We start from the raw sequence: 17,981 nt of genomic DNA, 5'->3' as shown, positions 1-17,981 counted from the left end.
GGGGCCTCACCTCGCGGGGTTTCGGTAGGCGAGCACGACGCCGTACGGGTGCTCCTCGACGACCTCGAAGAGCGGCGACGCGGTCAGGTCCGCGCGCAGGGTGGCGAAGCCGCCGGGCGGCAGCAGTCCCTCGCCCGCCGTGTAGACGTCCTGGGTGCGGGTGAGGACCACGTACGCGCGGACGCCGGGCGGGATGCCCGCGGCCAGGTAGCGGGCCGGGTCGGCGAGCAGCTTCTCGTTCTCCGGCAGCTCCTGCTCGGCGAAGAACCAGTGCTCGTGGTGGTCGTAGCGGTGCAGTGACCCGGGGAAGGAGCCGGTGGCGGCGAGCACCAGGGCGCCGTCGGGGGCCCGGTCCATGGCCCGCTCGACCATGGCCGTCTCGGCGGGCGGCGTGTAGTACATCGCCTCCTTGCCGTAGTACGACGGCAGGAACCCGGCCACCAGCAGGAGCAGGGCCGCGGGCAGCGCGACGGCGGCGGTCCTGCGCCGCCGCAGCCGGGCCGCGTCGCCCTCCCCGGGCCGCCCCGCCGCGGCGGGCACCAGGGCGGCGGCGGCGAAGAACGCGGCGCCGGGCAGCCCGAACAGGTAGACCCGGAAGAGCATTTCGCCGCCGTAGTCGTTGACCACGAACAGCGGCAGCGGGGCGGCCGAGACGAGCAGCAGCGGCAGCGCGCCGTGGGCGAGGCGGCGGCGGGTGAGCAGGGCGACGGCCGCGAGGGCGGCCACCAGGAGCACCATCGCGACGTTGGCGCGGCCCGCGAGCTCCGGTCCCGGCCCGGTGAGCTGGCCCGCGTACCCGGCGCGGGAGTTGCGGGTCAGCTCGCCGAGCGAGTCCTTGAGGGTGCCGAGCGTCTCCACGAACAGCGGGCGCCCCATGGTCAGGTCCCAAGCCAGCATGAGCAGTCCGGCGACCGCCAGGAGGCCCCAGTTGCGGTAGCGGCGGGTGAGCGCGAGGGCCAGCAGGCAGACGCACAGCATCACGGGGGTGAGCTGGTGGACGGCGTTGACGGCCGCGATCAGCGGGGCCAGGAGCAGGACGCACAGGGCCCGTTGGCGGAGCCCGGTGGGCGGTGGCACGGCGGTGGCCGCCGGGTCCAGGTAGCTCCGGTCGCGCAGCCGCCCGGCGGTGCCGGGGCGCACGAAGTGGCGCAGCACCACGGCGAGGACGGCCAGGTGCAGCAGGTACGCCAGGCCCTGCGGCGCCAGGTAGTCCTGGCCGACCCAGTTGGCGGCCTGGAAGATCCACACGGCGGTCCACACCAGCCGCCAGTCGTCGGTGAACGTCCGGTAGAGGAGCACCAGCACCGGCAGGAGCAGCAGTCCGAGGACGACCGGCGCCCAGTTGGCGAAGGAGGCGGCGCCCTCGACGCCGAAGGCGCGCACCAGGGCGGCGTTGAGGGTGAAGAACCCGGGCCACTGCTCGTACGCCGACATGTTGCCCGACAGGCCCGCGTCCGGCCGCAGCCGGCCGTTGGCGAGCAGCATGTCGACGACGGCGTCGTGCTTGGAGGCCCAGGGGTAGCGCACGCAGTCGTACAGGACCGCGGGCGGCGCCTTGAGCGCGACCAGCAGGCCCGCGCTGTACCCGGCGGGCCACCAGGGCGCGGTGCCCGCCCGGCGCAGGCTCAGCACGAAGCCCGCGGTGAGCACGGCCAGGGAGGCGTAGTAGGCGGGGGGCAGCCGGTCGAGCAGCCCGTAGTCGTCCATGGCGCGGAAGCCGGTGCGCGGCAGCGCGTACAGCCACAGGGCGGTGGCGAGGAGCAGCGGCGCCCAGGCCCAGAAGGCGTCGGGCGGTGCGGGCGGGCGGCGGGGCGCGGTGGGCGCGGCGGGGCCCGGGCCGCCGTCCCGGTCGAGCGGTACGGGCACGCTCTCCTGCTGCCGCACGGTACGACTCCTCCCGTCCGAGCTGTCCTGCACCGCTCCCGTACGCCGCTTGCCCGTAAGGGAGTCGACCTTCCCCGTCCCCTTCCCGGATCGCCCGCCGGCTACCCGGCGAACTCCGGCCCGCGCGCCCGGGCGCGGACCCTGCGGTAGGCCCGCCAGCCGACGGTGGGCAGCGAGTCCGGGTACGGCGCCGTCCTGGCGCCCCGCCCGGCCATCCAGTCCGCCACGTCCGTCACCGTGTGGCGGCGGCGCACGATGAGCCGGGCGATGCGGTACGGCTCGTCGCGCCCGGAGCTGAGCGCGTGCCGCACGGCGACCGCCGAGGCGTACCCGGCGGCCCGGGCGGCCCGGCGCACCGCGCGGCTGTTGTAGCCGTGCGGATAGGCCAGGTGCGCCACCTCGTGGCCCAGCACGTCCTCCAGCGCCCGCTTGGAGTCGGCCAGTTCGCGGTGCAGGTCGGCGGCGCGCAGGGTGTCCAGCTGGGCGTGGGTGACGGTGTGGCCGCCGACCTCCATCCCGTACTGCTCCAGGAGCGGCGCCTCGGCGAGGTCCATCATCGGCGCGGGCGGCAGCAGGCTGCCGCGGCCCCGGGTGATCGCCCCGGTGGTCAGGTACGCGGTGGCGGCCAGGCCCCGGGAGGCGACGGCCTCGGCGGTCGGCCCGGGCAGGTCCGCGAAGCCGTCGTCGAAGGTCAGCACCACCGGGCGGGGAGGCAGTCCGCCCCGCCCGGCCAGGAAGGCGGCGAGCGCGCTGACCGGCACGGCGGTGCGCCCGCTGGCGGCGACCGCGTCCAGCTGCCGCCCGAACTCACTTGGGGCGACGGTGAATTCGGCGATCCAGGCGGGCGGGTCGTCCATCACCGCGTGGTAGAGCAGCACCGGGATGCGCGCGGCGGCGTTCATCTGCCCTCCCGCGCCGGTACGCCGTGGACGCCCCGCGAGGACAGCGCGCGCCGGGCCCGCAGGTAGCCGACGGGCCCGTAGAGCATGCCGCGCCGCTCCAGCCGGGACAGCGCGCGCGGCCAGGGGTGGGCGGCGCCGCCGTGCTGGCCGGGGACGGCGCCGGTGTCCGCGGCGCCGCGGGCGGCGGTGAGGGCGCGGGCGTGCGCCAGGCCGCGCGGCAGCCGGGCGAGGGCGGCGGGCAGCAGGGCCGGGCGGCGCACCAGGAGGGCGGTGAGGTACGCGGTGAGGCCCGCCCCGTAGCCGTACGCCTGCTCGCGCAGGTCCTGCCAGGTCTCCCGGTGGTGGTGCCAGACCAGGGCGTCGGGCGCGTAGCGCAGCCGGTGTCCCGCGGCCAGCACGCTGACGAAGCCGTACAGGTCGTCGCCGCCCCGCGCGGCGGTGCCGGTGCCGGTCGCCGGGTCGAAGCCACCGGTGTCGCGCAGCGCCCGGACCCGGAAGGCCATGTTGGCGCCGGAGCCGAAGCTGCCCGCGGCGAACGGGAACAGCGGCTGGTCGGGCGGCGGGCTCAGCGGGTCGTAGAGGCGCGGCTCGAAGCCCTTGGCGAAGCCGCCGTGGCTCTCCAGGAGGATCTGCGCGGGGGTGCGCAGCAGCGCGGGCAGGATCAGGCCGGTGGTGCAGCCCAGGCGCTCGTCGGCGGCGAACGGCGCGGTGAGCGCGGTGAGCCAGTGCGGGTCGGCCACCACGTCGTCGTCGGTGAAGGCGACCACGTCGCCGTCGGCGGCGCGCACGCCCGCGTTGTGCGCCGAGGCGAGCCCGGGCACGTCCTCGCGGACGTAGCGCACGCGGCCGGCGTACGCGCGGTCGACCAGGTCCCGGGTGGCGTCGGTGGCCGGGGCGTTGTCGACGACCACGACCGCGAAGTCCGGGTGGTCCTGCGCGAGCAGCGAGTCCAGGGCCCGGGCCAGCCGGTCCGCCCGCTCGCGGGTGGCGACGACCACGCTGGTGCGCGGCGGCGCGGCGGCGGGCGCGGGCGGCCCGGCGGGGACGCCGCCCGCGAGCCGGGCCCTGGCCAGGGCGGCCAGGGCGCGCGCGGGGTCCTCGCCCGGGGCGATCCGGCCGACGGCGGTGGCGACGGGCCGGCCTCGCAGCCGGACGAGGGCGTAGACCTCTCCCCCGGTGGGCGGGCGGCCGCCGGGCGCGGGCCGCAGGACGGCCGGGGCGGCCGGGTCGCGCGGGTCGCCCAGGTCGATCTCGCAGACGGTGATGGGCTGTGGGACGGACTGTGGCTGCACGGCTCCCCCGGTTCACGGTGCGACGACGTGGCGGTGCGGGACGGCGTACGGAATTCCGTACGGAACTCCCCTTGTCGCGAGCCTCTTCGGCCTCGACTCCCCTTGTCTCCAAGGGCCTTGCTAGCAGGAGCGGCCGGCCGGCGGGCTCAGGTGTCCCGGATGCGCCCGACCCGGCTGAGCGCGCGCTGCGCGTACCCGGCGAGCCGGGGCCTGCCGCGGACGAAGCTGTGCGCGCGGCGGGCCGGTTCGTGGCCGAGCCACCACAGGCCCGCGCGGACCCCGGCCCGCACCGCCGCGCCCTCCCCGACGCGCAGCTCGCCGGTCTTGAGGGCGTCCTTGTACTCGGCGGCGCCGCGCCCCAGGTCCAGCATCCCGATCCCGGCCTCCGCGGCGGCCTCGGCCATCCGCAGGTGCAGCACCAGGCCCGGCGAGAACCGGGCGTGGGCCGGGTCGTAGGCCGGGAACCAGCAGGACAGGACGGTGCGCGAGCGCAGCCCGAAGTGCGCGGCGACCGGGGCCCCGCCCGCGTACAGCACGGAGAGCGTCCCGGCGCAGCCGGGCACCCGGGAGCCGTGCAGGTCGCGGACCAGGCCGCTGATCCAGTCCTGGGCGAAGCGGTCGCGGCGGCCGGTCCTGCGGTACTGGGCGGACTTCCACTCCATCAGGGTGCGCAGCACGGCCGGGTCGCGCTCGTCGAAGACGAACCGCAGTCCGCCGGAACGCTCTCCCAGCCTGCGCTCCTTGGCGAGGGTGGACCTGAGGAACTTGGGCGAGCGGGCGCGCAGTTCGCGCTCGTACGCCGGGTAGCCCTCGCCGACGTCGACGACCGGGGAGGCGAACTCCTCGGCGGCGTGCGGCGCGAAGAGCGGCTGTCCGGCCTCCAGGTTGTCGAACTCCCAGGCGGACAGGGCGCAGGCGCGCAGCAGGTCCCGCGTGCCCAGCGCCAGCCCGGGCCGCAGCACGGCCCCCTGGCAGTCGGACACCCCGAGCCCGATGGCCCGCCCGTGCCCGAGCCCGCCGGTCTCGTACGCGAAGAAGCCCGCGGGCTCCCCGTCCTCGACCACCACGGCCACCCGCGCGCCGGGCCGGACGGCGGCCACGGCGAGGGTGAACTCCGGTTCCATGAAGGGGTTCTGGGGCTGCCCGGACTTGGCGCGCAGCTCGCGCCAGGCCTCGGTCTCCCCCTCGGTCAGCTCCCCCGGCCGCACGACCCGCACCCGTACCGCGCCACGGCTGTGTGCACTGCTCAACTCGACCCCCCGGTCTCCCCCTTGAGCCTTGCGTGACCCCGCTCCAGGAAGGTACCGGTCGAAATCCCTCCCGGACAGGGCCACTCGGGCCTCTTGTGACCGGTCCGTGACGGACCGGACCAAGGAGTGGGGGACGGGCCGGGAGGGACGGGCGGGACCGGACGGCGGGGCTCAGCCCGCGACCCGCTCCCCGCGCCGCCACACCTCGCGCACCAGCGGGACGCCGGGGCGGTAGGCCAGGTGGACGTGGGACGGGGCGTCGAGCACGGCCAGGTCGGCGCGGGCGCCCGGGGCCAGCCGGCCGACGTCCGTGCGGCGCAGGGCCGCCGCGCCGCCCGCGGTGGCCGACCACAGCGCCTCGTCCGGGGTCATGCCCATGTCCCGCACCGCGAGCGCGATGCAGAAGGGCATGGAGGAGGTGTACGAGGAGCCGGGGTTGCAGTCCGTGGAGAGGGCGACCGTGGCGCCCGCGTCGAGCAGGCGGCGGGCGTCCGGCCACGCGGCGCGGGTGGAGAACTCGGCGCCGGGCAGCAGGGTCGCCACCGTCCGGCCCTGGGCCAGCGCGTCCACGTCGGCGTCGGTCAGGTGGGTGCAGTGGTCGGCGCTGGCCGCGTCCAGCTCCACGGCGAGCTGCACCCCGGGGCCGTACGACAGCTGGTTGGCGTGGATCCGGGGCAGCAGCCCCTTGGCCCGGCCCGCCGTGAGGATGGCCCGCGCCTGGTCCCCGTCGAACGCGCCCTTCTCGCAGAACACGTCGATCCAGCGGGCGTGCGGGGCGCAGGCGTCCAGCATCGCGCCGGTGACCAGTTCCACGTACCCGGCGGGGTCCTCGGCGAAGTCCGGGGAGACGATGTGGGCGCCCAGGTAGGTGACCTCGTCGGTGTGGGCGGCGGCCAGCCGCAGGGCGCGCGCCTCGTCCTCGACGGTGAGGCCGTAGCCGGACTTGGTCTCGAAGGTGGTGGTGCCCTGGCGCAGCGCCTCGCCCAGGTGGCGCACCAGGTTGGCCTCCAGCTCCGCGTCACTGGCCGCCCGGGTGGCGGCGACCGTGGTGCGGATGCCGCCCGCCGTGTAACTCCGCCCCGACATGCGGGCGTTGAACTCGGCGGTGCGGTCGCCGGCGAAGACCAGGTGCGAGTGGGAGTCGACGAACCCGGGGATCACCGCGCGGCCCCCCGCGTCGACCGACCGGTCCGCGGCGGGGGCCTGTGCGGCGGGCCCGGCCCAGGCGACCGCCTCGCCGTCGAGCACCAGGGCCGCGTCCTCGACGAGCCCGAGGGGCCCTTCGCCGAGGGCCGGGTCGTTGGTCACCAGGGTGCGGATGCCGGTGATGAGCGTGGTCGGTGCCATGGGGTTCCTCTCCTCTGCCGCGGGGTGGTCTTCAGGGGTGGCGCAGCGCCGCGATCGAGGCGCGCAGCGCCCCGGGCACGTCCGCCACCGCGGTGTGCGCGCCGGAGCGGACCACGCGCCGTCCGCCCACCACCACGTCCGTCACGTCCGCGCCCGTCGCGGCGAACACCGCGACCTCCGCGCCCAGCCGGGGCTCCGCCCCCGCCGTGCGCACCGACGACAGCGTGATCGTCGCGAAGTCGGCGAGCGCGCCCGCCTCCAGCGTCCCCGCCTCCTGCCAGCCCAGGGCCGCGTGCCCGTCCGCCGACGCCGCGCGCAGCAGCGCCGCCGCCGTCCAGTGGCCCCGGGTGCGCGAGCGCAGCCGCTCGTCCAGCTCCATGGCGCGCGCCTCCTCGAAGAGGTCGATCACCGCGTGGCTGTCGCTGCCCAGGGACAGCGGCGAGCCCGCCCGCTGCAGGGCGACGGCCGGGCCGATCCCGTCGGCCAGGTCCCGCTCGGTGGTCGGGCACATGCAGGTGCCGGTGCCGGTGCCGCCGATGAGCGCGACGTCCTCGTCGCTCAGGTGGGTGTTGTGCACGCCGGTGGTGCGGGGGCCGAGCACCCCGTGGTCGGCGAGCAGCCGGGCCGGGGTGACGCCGTGCGCGGCCAGGCACTGCTCGTTCTCGGCGGTCTGCTCGGACAGGTGCACGTGCAGCGGGGCCCGCCGGGCGCGCGCCCAGTCGGCGACCGTGGCCAGCTCGGCGGCGGGGACGGCGCGCACCGAGTGGACCGCCGCCCCGATCCGTACGCCGTCGCGCTCCTTGAGCTGGGAGACCCGCTCGGCCCAGGCCTCGGCCGTGCCGTCGCTGAAGCGCAGCTGGTGCTGGTCGGGGGCGGCGCCGAAGCCCGAGGAGAGGTAGGCGGTGTCGAGCAGGGTGATGCGGATCCCGGCCTCGGCGGCGGCCGCGACCAGGGCCTCGCCCATGGCGTTGGGGTCGTCGTAGCGGGCGCCGCCGGGGGCGTGGTGGACGTAGTGGAACTCGCCCACGGCCGTGATCCCGGCCAGCGCCATCTCCGCGTACACGGCGCGCGCCAGGTCGAAGTAGGAGTCAGGGGTGAGCCGGCCGGCGGCCCGGTACATGAACTCGCGCCAGGTCCAGAAGGTCCCCGAGCCCACCTGCACGGTGGAGCGCAGGGCCCGGTGGAAGGCGTGCGAGTGGGCGTTGGCCAGGCCCGGCAGGGTCAGGCCGCGGAGCACCTCGGCGCCGGGGGGCGGGGCCTCGACGCCAGTGCGCACGGCCGTGATCCGGCCGTCGGCGACGTCCAGGCGGACGCCCGGCTCCACGTAGGTGTCCAGCCAGGCGTGTTCCAGCCAGTACGTCACCTGCACGCGAGTCCCTCCAGTACGTCGGCCAGTGCCAGCACCCCGGCCACGCAGTCGTCCTCGGCCGCGGACTCGGCCGGGGAGTGCGAGACGCCCGTGGGGTTGCGTACGAACAGCATGGCGGTCGGCACGGAGGCGGACAAAATACCCGCGTCGTGGCCCGCGCCCGTGCCGAGCACCGGGACCTTCCCGCCGAGCAGCCGGCCCAGCTCGTCGCGCAGGGCGTGCTCGAACTCCACGACCGGCGTGAAGGACTCGCGCGCCACGGCCAGGTCGGTGCCGTGCCGGTCGGCGTACTCCCGGGCGGCCTTCTCGATCCCGGTGGTCACCGCGTCCAGGGCGTCCTGGTCGGCGGCGCGGGCGTCCAGCCAGCCGCGCACCAAGGAGGGGATGGCGTTGACGCCGTTGGGCTCGACGGAGACCTTGCCGAAGGTGGCGACGGCGCCCGCGAGTCCGGCCTCGCGCCGGGCGGCGAGGACCGTCTCGGCGTAGGTGAGCATCGGGTCGCGCCGGTCGGCCAGCCGGGTGGTGCCCGCGTGGTTGGCCTCGCCGTGGAAGTCGTAGCGCCAGCGGCCGTGCGGCCAGATGGCGGAGGCGATGCCGACCGGGTCGCCGGACAGGTCCAGGGCGCGGCCCTGCTCCACGTGCAGCTCGACGAACGCGCCGACCCGGGCCAGGCGTTCGGGGTCGGGGCCGATGGCCTCGGGGTCGAGCCCGGCCCGCTCCATGGCGGCGGGCAGGGTGACGCCGTCGCCGTCGCGCAGCTCGAAGGCCTTGTCCTTGGCCAGCTGTCCGGCCGCGAGCCGGGAGCCGACGCAGGCGAGCCCGAACCGGGCGCCCTCCTCGTCGCCGAAGTTGGTGATGGCCAGCGGCCGGCTGAAGGTGACGCCCCTGCGCCGCAGCTCGTCGAGCGCGGCGAAGGCGGAGACGACGCCGAGCGGGCCGTCGAAGGCGCCGCCGTCGGGGACGGAGTCCAGGTGCGAGCCGGTGACGACGGCGTCGCCCGCGGCGGGGTCGCCCAGCCAGGCCCACTGGTTGCCGTTGCGGTCCACCTCGTAGTCCAGGCGGCGGGCCTCGGCCTGCATCCGGAACCACAGGCGGCAGTCCGCGTCGGCGCCGGTCCAGGCGAAGCGCCGGTAGCCGCCGGAGGCGTCGCTGCGGCCTTTGGGCCGCAGCGAACGCCACATGGCGTGGAAGCTCTCGCTCACGCGGCGCCGCCCTCGGCGCCCTCGCGCATCGGGACGCGCACGCCCTTGTCGGCCGCGACCGACTCCGCGGTGTCGTAGCCCGCGTCCACGTGCCGGATGACGCCCATGCCCGGGTCGTTGGTGAGCACCCGGCGGATCTTCTCGCCGGCCAGCGGGGTGCCGTCGGCGACCGTGACCTGCCCGGCGTGGATGGAGCGGCCCATGCCGACGCCGCCGCCGTGGTGCAGGGAGACCCAGGAGGCGCCGGAGGCGACGTTGACCATGGCGTTGAGCAGCGGCCAGTCCGCGATGGCGTCGGAGCCGTCCAGCATCGCCTCGGTCTCGCGGTACGGGGACGCCACCGAGCCGCAGTCCAGGTGGTCGCGGCCGATGGCGAGGGGCGCCTGGAGCTCGCCGGAGGCCACCATGTCGTTGAAGCGCTCGCCCGCGCGGTCGCGCTCGCCGTAGCCGAGCCAGCAGATGCGGGCGGGCAGGCCCTGGAAGTGGACGCGCTCGCCGGCCATCTTGATCCAGCGGGCCAGCGACTCGTTCTCCGGGAAGAGGTCGAGGATCGCCTTGTCGGTCTTGTGGATATCGGAGGCCTCGCCGGACAGCGCCGCCCAGCGGAAGGGGCCCTTGCCCTCGCAGAACAGCGGCCGGATGTAGGCCGGTACGAAGCCGGGGAAGGCGAACGCGCGCTCGTACCCGGCCAGCTGGGCCTCGCCGCGGATGGAGTTGCCGTAGTCGAAGACCTCGGCGCCCGCGTCCATGAAGCCGACCATGGCCTCCACGTGCCGGGCCATGGACTCGCGGGCGCGGGTGGTGAAGCCCGCCGGGTCCTTGGCGGCGGCGTCGGCCATGTCCTCGAAGGCCACGCCCAGCGGCAGGTAGGCCAGCGGGTCGTGGGCGCTGGTCTGGTCGGTGACGATGTCGACCGGCGCGGACTCGGCGAGCATCCGGGGCAGCAGCTCGGCGGCGTTGCCCAGCAGGCCGATGGAGAGCGGCCGGCGGGCGTCGCGCGCCTCGACGGCCAGCTGGAGCGCGTGCTCCAGGGAGTCGGCCCTCACGTCCAGGTACTTGTGCTCGATGCGGCGGTCGATGGCGCGCGGGTCGCAGTCGACGCAGATCGCCACGCCGTCGTTCATGGTGACGGCGAGCGGCTGGGCGCCGCCCATGCCGCCGAGCCCGGCGGTGAGCGTGATGGTGCCCGCCAGCGTGCCGCCGAACTTCTTGGCGGCGACCGCGGCGAAGGTCTCGTAGGTGCCCTGGAGGATGCCCTGGGTGCCGATGTAGATCCAGGAGCCGGCCGTCATCTGGCCGTACATGGTCAGGCCCAGCTGCTCCAGGCGGCGGAACTCCTCCCAGTTGGCCCAGTCGCCCACCAGGTTGGAGTTGGCGATGAGCACGCGCGGCGCCCACTCGTGGGTCTGCATCACGCCGACCGGGCGGCCGGACTGGACGAGCATCGTCTCGTCCTGCTTCAGGGTCCGCAGGGTGCGCACCATGGCGTCGAAGGAGCGCCAGTCGCGGGCGGCCTTGCCGGTGCCGCCGTAGACGACGAGCTTGTCGGGGTGCTCGGCGACCTCGGGGTCGAGGTTGTTCTGGAGCATCCGGAGGGCGGCCTCCTGCTGCCATCCCAGGGCGCTCAGTTCCGTACCGCGCGGGGCTCGAACGGGGCGGGGTCCTGACATGGCGGTGCCTCCCTTGGTGACGTCTTGTCATTCACATCCTGGATGCCTGAATACTTGTAGTCAACAGCTGCGCCGGGCCGCGCGCGGTGATTGGCTTGCGGACATGGCTACGGAAAGCGCTTCCCCGGCGGCGCGCCGCCGCGACCTCGCCGTGCGGGCGGCCGTCTCCCAGGGCCTGGTCGGCCCCGGCCGCCCCGTCGTCGCCCTCCTCGACACCGCCGGGGTCCGCGCCTCCTGCGCGTCCCTGCGCGCGGCCTTCGCGGACCTCTCGCCCGCCCCCGTGCTGCACGCCTTCGCGGTCAAGGCGTGCCCGCTGGTGCCCGTGCTGCGCCTGCTGCACGCCTGCGGCCTGGGCGCCGAGGTGGCCAGCCCCGGCGAGCTGGCGCTGGCCCGGGCCGCCGGGGTGCCGCCCTCCCGCACCGTCCTGGACTCCCCCGCCAAGACCCCCGCCGAGCTGCGCGAGGCCCTCGCCCTGGGCATCGCGGTCAACGCCGACAACCCCCAGGAGCTGGCCCGCCTGGACGCCCTGGTGGCCTCCGCGCCCACCTCCTCGCCGCTGGGCCTGCGGGTCAACCCCCAGGTGGGCGCGGGCGCCATCGGCGCGCTGTCCACCGCGACCGCCACCTCCAAGTTCGGCGTCGCCCTGCGCGACGAGGGCGCCAGGGACTTCGTGGTGCGGGCCTTCCTCGACCGCCCCTGGCTGACCCGGCTGCACACCCACACCGGCTCCCAGGGCGTCCCCCTGGCCCTGATGGCCGAGGGCGTGCGCGCCGCCTTCGAGCTGGCCGAGGAGGTCAACGCCAAGGCCGGGCGGCGCCAGGTCGACACCCTGGACATCGGCGGCGGGCTGCCGGTGAACTTCGCCTCCGACGCCGAGACCCCGGCCTTCGCCGACTACGCCCGGCTGCTCGCCGGGGCCGTGCCCGGACTGCGCGACGGGCGCTACGGCCTGGTCACCGAGTTCGGCCGGTCGCTGCTGGCCAAGCACGGGACCGTGCTGTCCCGGGTGGAGTACGCGAAGAGCGCGGGCGGGCGGCCGATCGCGGTCACGCACGCGGGCGCCCAGCTGGCCACCCGTACCGTCTACGACCCGGCGTCCTGGCCGCTGCGGATCGCCGCCTACGGCCCGGACGGGACGCCCAAGGAGGGGCCAGAGGTGGTCCAGGACGTGGCCGGGCCCGCCTGCTTCGCCGGCGACCTGCTCGCGGCGGGCCGCCCGCTGCCGCTCCTGGAGCAGGGCGACCTGGTGGCGGCGCTGGACACCGGCGCGTACTACTTCGCCACCCACTACGCCTACAACTCGCTGCCGAGGCCGGGGGTGCACGGCTTCGCGGAGGACCCGGAGGCGGCGGGCGGCGTGCGGTTCGCCACCATGCGGGAGGCGCAGACGGTGGCGGAGATCGTGGCGGAGGCGGGCGGCGGGCACGCCGACGCGCTGGTGTGACGCGGCGGTCACGTCCACGCGCTGGTGCGACGCGGCGGGCGTGACCCTCCGGGGGCGTCCCGGGGCGCCGGGTTGACGCGGGAGCGGGCGCGGCGGCGGCCACCGGGTGGACCCGACCAGTTCCGATCGGTTCCGATCCCCCGTCGCTCCTGATCGAGCAGTTCACCCCACGCTTCGAACGATCCGGGGCATGTTCCGATGGAAAATGCCAGAACTCCCGTCCTCCCCCACCACCTTGCGTAGCGTCTCGCGCACACCGGCCCTGGGGAGGGGAGGTACGCGTGCCCGGTATCGACGAATGTCTGCTCGAAGCCATGCGGCTGCCGGGCGCGCGCGGCGCCGCCCTCGTCGACTGGACCAGCGGCCTCGCCCTGGGCACCGTCGGCGAGGCACCCGACGGCGACCACGAGGCGAACGCCGCGGAGACCGCCGAACTGGCCCGCGTCGCCGCCGAGTTCCCCGCCTTCGCGCCCGACGGTCCCGACAGCACCGACGGCCCCGGCCACAAGGGCCCGCCGGTCGAGGACCTCATCGTCACCGGGCGCACCGGCTTCCACGTCCTGCGCTTCGTCGAGACCGCCTTCGACAGCAGCGTCTTCCTGCACGTCTGGCTCGACCGCGACACCGGCAACCTCGCCCTGGCCCGGATACGCCTGCGGGAACTGGCCGAACGGCTGGTCCTCGGATGACCGCGCCCGCCCCCACGGGACCCGCCCTCTCCCCGATGCTGCTGCGCCTCGCGGGCGAGCGGGCCACCGGCACCCTGTCCCGGCCCACCGGCACGCTGTGGCTGGCCGACGGGGCGGTCGTGCACGCGGAGAGCCCCTTCTCGCCCGCGCTCGACCTGCTGCTCACCGCCGCCGGACGGATCGCCCCCGGGGTGCTCACCCAGGGCGCGCGCGAGGTCTGCCGGCTCGGCGCCCTCTTCGACGCCGCCTACTTCGCGCTCGCCCCCGGCAGCGCGCCCACCCGCTTCCGGTACGGAGTAGTGGGCGGCCGGGGCGACGGCGCCCACCCGGTGTCGGCCGGGGCCGTGGAGCGCGAGTGCGCCCGGCGCCGCGAGCTGCTCGATCGGACCTGGCCCTACCCGGCCCTGGACACCGCGCCGGTGCTGCCCCGCGAGCTGCCGCCCGGCCAGCGCGTCACCCGCCGCCAGCAGGCCGTCCTGGAGTGCGCCGACGGGCTGCTCGACCCGGCCGGGATCGCCCGGCGGCTGGGGCGCCCCGCCTTCCACACGCTCCTGGAGGTGCGGCGGATGGCGGCGGCCGGGCTGGTCGACACCCCGGACGACGCGGACACCGGGCCCGTGCTGCCCGCCTGGATCGCCGGGCTCCCCGCTCCCGAGGACCCGGACATCGCCCTGCTCCGCAGACTCCGCGACGCCCTGGAGGCCCACCTGTGAAACGCGCCCTCAGACTGCGCGCCGAACTGCGCGCCGAGAGGAGACAGCTCATGACGGCAGAGACCGAGGTGCTCGGCGAACTGCGCCGCCTCAGGGCCCGGCTCCCGCAGCTCACCGGTGTGCTGGCCGCCACCGCCGACGGCCTCGTGCTCGCCCAGGACACCGCGGACGTGGAGGCCGAGGGCGTCGCCGCCCTCACCGCCGCCGCGCTCGGCGTGGCCCTGAGGCTCGCCGACGCCACCGACCGGGGCGGGTTCCGGGAGCTGCTCATCCGCGGCGAGCGGGGCTACGTGGCCACGTACGCGGCCGGGAACAGCGCGGTGCTGACCCTGCTCGCCCAGGAGCGCATCAACGTGGGCCGCCTCCACTTGGAGGCGCGCCGCTCCGGCGCCCGGATCGGCGAGCTCGTCGACCACGCCCTCGAACGCCTGGAGCACGCCTGACCAGCACACCTTCCCCCCACGCGGGAAACACCCAGGCAGAAGACCCCCACCCAGGAAACCCCCACGCGGGACGACCGCAGGCGAGAAGAACACCCAGGAAGAACCGCAGAAAAGGAAGAGCGATCACCATGGCGAACGCGGAAACCGCACTCAAGGAAGCCACCACCATCATCGACGGCGCGGTCGGGGCCGCCCTCGTCGACTACACCAGCGGCATGGCCCTGGGCACCATCGGCGGCGGCAAGGAACTCGACCTGAACGTGGCCGCGGCCGGCAACACCGACGTGGTGCGCGCCAAGGTGCGCACCATGGAGCACCTCGGCCTGAAGGACGAGATCGAGGACATCCTGATCACGCTGGGCACCCAGTACCACCTGATCCGGCTGCTCAAGGGCCGGGGGAACAACGGGCTCTTCCTCTACCTGGCCCTCGACAAGGACCGGGCGAACCTGGCGATGGCCCGGCACCAGCTCAAGAAGATCGAGGCCGAGCTGGAACTCTGACCGACCCGGCCCCCGTCAGCGACGCCGCGCCCCCGAGGGGCGGGGGGGGGGCCCGGGGGGGGCTCGCAGAACAGGCCCGGCGGCGGCGCCCCCCGGGCGCTGTGCGGCGGGGGGGGCGGGGGGGGGCGGCGGGCCCGCGGGGCGGTCCCCGCCCCCCGGGGGGGCGCGGCGTCGCCCGTGCGGCTACTCCACGAACAGCCCGCGCGCCGCCGCCCCCGCGTCGAAGTCCTCCAGGCGGGACTGGGCGTCCGGGATGTGGTCGCACATGGCCTCCAGCAGGACCCGGCCCAGGAGCATCGGGGCGCAGGCCGTGTCGAAGGCCAGGCCCGTGCCGACGGCGGCCGGGATCAGCAGGTCGCTGTGGCGGGCGACCGGGGCGAAGGCCGAGTCGGCGACCGTGACCACGGTCAGGCCGACCGCGCGGGCGTGGGCCAGGGCGTCGACGACCTCGCGCGGGTGGCGGGGCAGGGCGAAGCAGAGCAGGGCGGTGGCCCCGGCCCGGGCCGCCGCGTCGATCCGGTCGGCCAGCATGGAGCCGCCCTCGTCCAGCAGCCGGACGTCGGGGTGGACCTTGGCCGCGAAGTAGCCGAAGCCGCGGGCCTGGGAGGACGCGGCGCGCAGGCCGAGCACGGGCAGCGGGCGGGAGGCGGCGAGCAGCCGGCCCGCGCGCTCGACCGGCGCCGGGTCGGCGAGCAGTCCGGCGAGGTGGCGGAGGTTCTCGATCTCGGCCTGGACGGCCTGCTGGTACTCGTTGGGCGCCCCGGCGTCGGCGGGCCCGGCCGGTGCCACGTCGCGCAGGTGCTTGCGCAGCGCCGGGTAGCCGTCGAAGCCGAGGGCCACCGCGAAGCGGGTCACGGAGGGCTGGCTGACCCCGGCCAGTTCGGCCAGCTCCACGCTGGACAGGAAGGGGACGTCGGCGGCCCTGCGCACCATGCAGTGCGCGATGCGCCGCTGGGTCGGGGTGAGCCGGTGCCCCTCGAAGAGCCCCTGCAGCCGTGCGGCGGGGGTGCTGCTCTCGCTCATGGGTCGGCCCGTCCCTCCCTGGGTTATTCAGTAAGGAAGAACTCTGCATGAGCGTATGCAGGCGGGCAAGTGGGGAGGCCCGCAGGACCCTGAAGAAGGGGGCTAGCCCCACTGACCCGGGGCCCCGCGCTCCGTACCGTGGCCTCCATGGACGCCCGCGACCCGGAGCTCACCAAGGAGCTCGACGCCACCCTGCACGCCCGGCGCGAGCTGGGCACGGAGTACGAGTCCGCGCTGATCGAGTCCTTCCTGGAGAAGGTCGAGCAGCGCATGGACTCCACCATCGACCGGCGCGTGCGCCGCCACCTGGCCGAGCGCCAGGTGGCCGTGGCCCGCGGCGGCCGGCCCGAGGCACGCCCCGGCTCCGGATTCGGCGAGCGCTTCGGCTTCGCCGCGGTCTCGCTGGTCCTCGCCGTGCCGCTGTCGGCGATCGGCGCGGTGAACGCCGGGATGGAGGGCCTGGTCGTCAGCTGGCTGGGCATCGTCGGCGTCAACGCCGTGCACGCCGCCCGCGGCTGGCCGTGGGCCCGCCACAAGGAGCGCGGGCCCGCCCCCGACTGGGAGGACTGAGGGCCCGGAAGTGTTGCGCGGGGACCGCCGCACCCCCGTGAAGGGGGGCGGGACGACGGCGGTCCCCGCGAGGGACGCGGTCCGGGTCAGGGCCGAAGGCGCGTCCTGGGCGTCGAGGGAGGTCCGGGAGCCGCTCCGGAAGTCCGTGACGCCGACAACCACCACTGTGCAGGAGCCGTGTTAAGCGGGTGCTGCCGGTACGTGTCGCTCCCGTACCGTTTGCGCGAACCCGGCCCCCGCGCCCGTCACCTGCCGGACTTGGCCAGGAACGCCAGCAGGTCCTGGCGGCTGACCACCCCGGTCGGCTTGCCCTCGACCAGCACGATCGCCGCGTCGGCCCGGCCCAGCACCGCCATCAGGTCCGCCACCGGCTCGCCGGAGCCGACCTGCGGCAGCGGCTCGCACATGTGCTTCTCCAGCGGGTCCTCCAGCGAGGCGCGCTGGGCGAACAGCGCGTCCAGCAGCTCGCGCTCCACGACCGAGCCGATGACCTCGGCGGCCATCACGTCGGGGTGCCCGGCGCCCGGCTTGACGATCGGCATCTGCGAGACGCCGTACTCGCGCAGCACCTCGATGGCCTGGCCGACGGTCTCCTCCGGGTGCATGTGCACCAGGCTGGGGATCCGCCCGCCCTCCTTGTCGCGCAGCACGTCGCCGACGTTGGCGGACGGGCCGGAGTCCTCCAGGAAGCCGTAGTCGGCCATCCACTCGTCGTTGAAGATCTTCGACAGGTAGCCGCGGCCGCTGTCGGGCAGCAGCACGACCACCACGTCGTCCGGGCCGAGCTCCTTGGCGACCTCGAGGGCGCCCACCACGGCCATCCCGCAGGAGCCGCCGACCAGCAGGCCCTCCTCCTTGGCCAGGCGCCGGGTCATCTGGAAGGAGTCCTTGTCGGAGACCGCGACGATCCGGTCCGTGACGTCCTGGTCGTAGGCGGTGGGCCAGAAGTCCTCGCCGACGCCCTCGACCAGGTAGGGGCGGCCGGAGCCGCCGGAGTAGACCGAGCCCTCCGGGTCCGCGCCGATGACCTTCACCCGGCCCTCGCTGACCTCCTTGAGGTAGCGGCCGGTGCCGGAGATGGTGCCCCCGGTGCCGACGCCCGCGACGAAGTGGGTGATCTTCCCCTCGGTCTGCTCCCAGAGCTCGGGACCGGTCGTCTCGTAGTGCGAACGGGGGTTGTTCGGGTTCGAGTACTGGTCCGGCTTCCAGGCGCCCGGCGTCTCGCGCACCAGGCGGTCGGAGACGTTGTAGTACGAGTCCGGATGCTCGGGGTCGACGGCCGTCGGGCAGACGACGACCTCCGCGCCGTAGGCCCGCAGGACGTTGATCTTGTCCGTGGACACCTTGTCGGGGCAGACGAAGATGCACTTGTAGCCCTTCTGCTGGGCCACGATCGCCAGGCCGACCCCGGTGTTTCCGGAGGTCGGCTCGACGATGGTGCCGCCGGGCCGCAGGGCGCCGCTCTGCTCGGCCGCCTCGATCATGCGCAGGGCGATGCGGTCCTTGACCGACCCGCCCGGGTTGAAGTACTCGACCTTGGCCAGGACGGTCGCCCGCAGGCCCGTTGTGACGTTGTTGAGCTTCACCAGCGGGGTGTTGCCGACGAGGCTGATCATCGAGTCGTGGAATTGCACCGTATTCTCCGGGGTCTCCGTAATGGTGCCGCCAGCGTATGCGTAG

Annotated in this window: 16 protein-coding genes; 6 read left to right on the top strand and 10 right to left on the bottom strand. The window is 75.4% G+C overall.

Features of this window, described 5'->3' with window-relative positions:
- Positions 1-6 precede the first annotated feature (6 nt).
- The 8 genes from ABT160_RS12895 to hutU form a co-directional block, all read right to left on the bottom strand.
- Positions 7-1,884: a hypothetical protein gene (locus tag ABT160_RS12895; protein ID WP_351646865.1), complete on the bottom strand. Its 1,878-nt coding sequence runs from the start codon at positions 1,882-1,884 to the stop codon at positions 7-9.
- 101 nt (positions 1,885-1,985) lie between these two features.
- Positions 1,986-2,786 carry a polysaccharide deacetylase family protein gene (locus ABT160_RS12890; protein ID WP_351646863.1) on the bottom strand — a complete coding sequence of 267 codons (801 nt, stop codon included), beginning with the start codon at positions 2,784-2,786 and terminating at the stop codon, positions 1,986-1,988.
- Positions 2,783-4,051 carry a glycosyltransferase family 2 protein gene (locus tag ABT160_RS12885; RefSeq protein WP_351646886.1) on the bottom strand — a complete coding sequence of 423 codons (1,269 nt, stop codon included), beginning with the start codon at positions 4,049-4,051 and terminating at the stop codon, positions 2,783-2,785. Before ABT160_RS12885 ends, ABT160_RS12890 begins: the two co-directional genes overlap by 4 nt.
- A gap of 173 nt (positions 4,052-4,224) precedes the next feature.
- Positions 4,225-5,328 (bottom strand): GNAT family N-acetyltransferase, encoded by a 1,104-nt coding sequence (locus ABT160_RS12880; RefSeq protein ID WP_351646861.1) that lies wholly within the window; start codon positions 5,326-5,328, stop codon positions 4,225-4,227.
- Between the two features lie 171 nt (positions 5,329-5,499).
- Complete coding sequence (hutI, locus tag ABT160_RS12875) at positions 5,500-6,675, bottom strand: imidazolonepropionase (protein ID WP_351646859.1); 1,176 nt, start codon at positions 6,673-6,675, stop codon at positions 5,500-5,502.
- 31 nt (positions 6,676-6,706) lie between these two features.
- Positions 6,707-8,044 carry a formimidoylglutamate deiminase gene (locus tag ABT160_RS12870; RefSeq protein ID WP_351646858.1) on the bottom strand — a complete coding sequence of 446 codons (1,338 nt, stop codon included), beginning with the start codon at positions 8,042-8,044 and terminating at the stop codon, positions 6,707-6,709.
- Positions 8,035-9,225: an allantoate amidohydrolase gene (locus ABT160_RS12865; RefSeq protein ID WP_351646885.1), complete on the bottom strand. Its 1,191-nt coding sequence runs from the start codon at positions 9,223-9,225 to the stop codon at positions 8,035-8,037. Before ABT160_RS12865 ends, ABT160_RS12870 begins: the two co-directional genes overlap by 10 nt.
- Before the next feature lie 17 nt (positions 9,226-9,242).
- Complete coding sequence (gene hutU / locus ABT160_RS12860; protein WP_351646856.1) at positions 9,243-10,916, bottom strand: urocanate hydratase; 1,674 nt, start codon at positions 10,914-10,916, stop codon at positions 9,243-9,245.
- Positions 10,917-11,019: 103 nt separating this feature from the next.
- Between hutU and ABT160_RS12855 the strand changes: the two genes are divergently transcribed.
- The 5 genes from ABT160_RS12855 (at position 11,020) to ABT160_RS12835 (ending at position 14,708) form a co-directional block, all read left to right on the top strand.
- Positions 11,020-12,360 (top strand): type III PLP-dependent enzyme domain-containing protein, encoded by a 1,341-nt coding sequence (locus tag ABT160_RS12855; RefSeq protein WP_351646854.1) that lies wholly within the window; start codon positions 11,020-11,022, stop codon positions 12,358-12,360.
- A gap of 281 nt (positions 12,361-12,641) precedes the next feature.
- Entirely contained in the window at positions 12,642-13,049 is a 408-nt protein-coding gene (locus ABT160_RS12850) for a roadblock/LC7 domain-containing protein (protein ID WP_351646852.1), read from the top strand.
- Positions 13,046-13,762, top strand: a complete 717-nt coding sequence (locus ABT160_RS12845) for a transcriptional regulator (RefSeq protein ID WP_351646851.1) — start codon at positions 13,046-13,048, stop codon at positions 13,760-13,762. Before ABT160_RS12850 ends, ABT160_RS12845 begins: the two co-directional genes overlap by 4 nt.
- A gap of 50 nt (positions 13,763-13,812) precedes the next feature.
- Positions 13,813-14,205, top strand: a complete 393-nt coding sequence (locus ABT160_RS12840) for a roadblock/LC7 domain-containing protein (RefSeq protein WP_351646849.1) — start codon at positions 13,813-13,815, stop codon at positions 14,203-14,205.
- Between the two features lie 128 nt (positions 14,206-14,333).
- On the top strand, positions 14,334-14,708 hold the full coding sequence (locus tag ABT160_RS12835) for a hypothetical protein (protein ID WP_351646847.1): 375 nt from the start codon (positions 14,334-14,336) through the stop codon (positions 14,706-14,708).
- 183 nt (positions 14,709-14,891) lie between these two features.
- On the opposite strand, the gene ABT160_RS12830 is transcribed toward ABT160_RS12835, so the two are convergent.
- Entirely contained in the window at positions 14,892-15,731 is an 840-nt protein-coding gene (locus ABT160_RS12830; protein ID WP_351646845.1) for a MurR/RpiR family transcriptional regulator, read from the bottom strand.
- A gap of 147 nt (positions 15,732-15,878) precedes the next feature.
- Here ABT160_RS12830 and ABT160_RS12825 point away from each other — a divergent pair, with 147 nt between their 5' ends.
- Positions 15,879-16,301, top strand: coding sequence for a hypothetical protein (locus ABT160_RS12825; RefSeq protein ID WP_351646843.1), 423 nt, complete (start codon positions 15,879-15,881; stop codon positions 16,299-16,301).
- Between the two features lie 245 nt (positions 16,302-16,546).
- Here ABT160_RS12825 and ABT160_RS12820 read toward each other — a convergent pair whose 3' ends face one another.
- The gene (locus tag ABT160_RS12820; protein ID WP_351646841.1) at positions 16,547-17,935 is read right to left on the bottom strand and encodes a cystathionine beta-synthase; all 1,389 of its coding nucleotides are present in this window, start codon (positions 17,933-17,935) and stop codon (positions 16,547-16,549) included.
- Between the last annotated feature and the right edge of the window lie 46 nt (positions 17,936-17,981).

The organism is Streptomyces sp. NPDC001941, assembly GCF_040296945.1.
GTDB lineage: Bacteria > Actinomycetota > Actinomycetes > Streptomycetales > Streptomycetaceae > Streptomyces.
This window is presented reverse-complemented; position numbering and strand designations above follow the sequence as displayed.

Coding starts and splice junctions, on each gene's coding strand:
- ABT160_RS12890 (WP_351646863.1), bottom strand. CDS start 2,786: ATGAACGCCGCCGCGCGCATCCCGGTGCTGCTCTACCACGCGGTGATG.
- hutI (WP_351646859.1), bottom strand. CDS start 6,675: ATGGCACCGACCACGCTCATCACCGGCATCCGCACCCTGGTGACCAAC.
- ABT160_RS12865 (WP_351646885.1), bottom strand. CDS start 9,225: ATGTGGCGTTCGCTGCGGCCCAAAGGCCGCAGCGACGCCTCCGGCGGC.
- hutU (WP_351646856.1), bottom strand. CDS start 10,916: ATGTCAGGACCCCGCCCCGTTCGAGCCCCGCGCGGTACGGAACTGAGC.
- ABT160_RS12855 (WP_351646854.1), top strand. CDS start 11,020: ATGGCTACGGAAAGCGCTTCCCCGGCGGCGCGCCGCCGCGACCTCGCC.
- ABT160_RS12845 (WP_351646851.1), top strand. CDS start 13,046: ATGACCGCGCCCGCCCCCACGGGACCCGCCCTCTCCCCGATGCTGCTG.
- ABT160_RS12840 (WP_351646849.1), top strand. CDS start 13,813: ATGACGGCAGAGACCGAGGTGCTCGGCGAACTGCGCCGCCTCAGGGCC.
- ABT160_RS12835 (WP_351646847.1), top strand. CDS start 14,334: ATGGCGAACGCGGAAACCGCACTCAAGGAAGCCACCACCATCATCGAC.
- ABT160_RS12830 (WP_351646845.1), bottom strand. CDS start 15,731: ATGAGCGAGAGCAGCACCCCCGCCGCACGGCTGCAGGGGCTCTTCGAG.
- ABT160_RS12825 (WP_351646843.1), top strand. CDS start 15,879: ATGGACGCCCGCGACCCGGAGCTCACCAAGGAGCTCGACGCCACCCTG.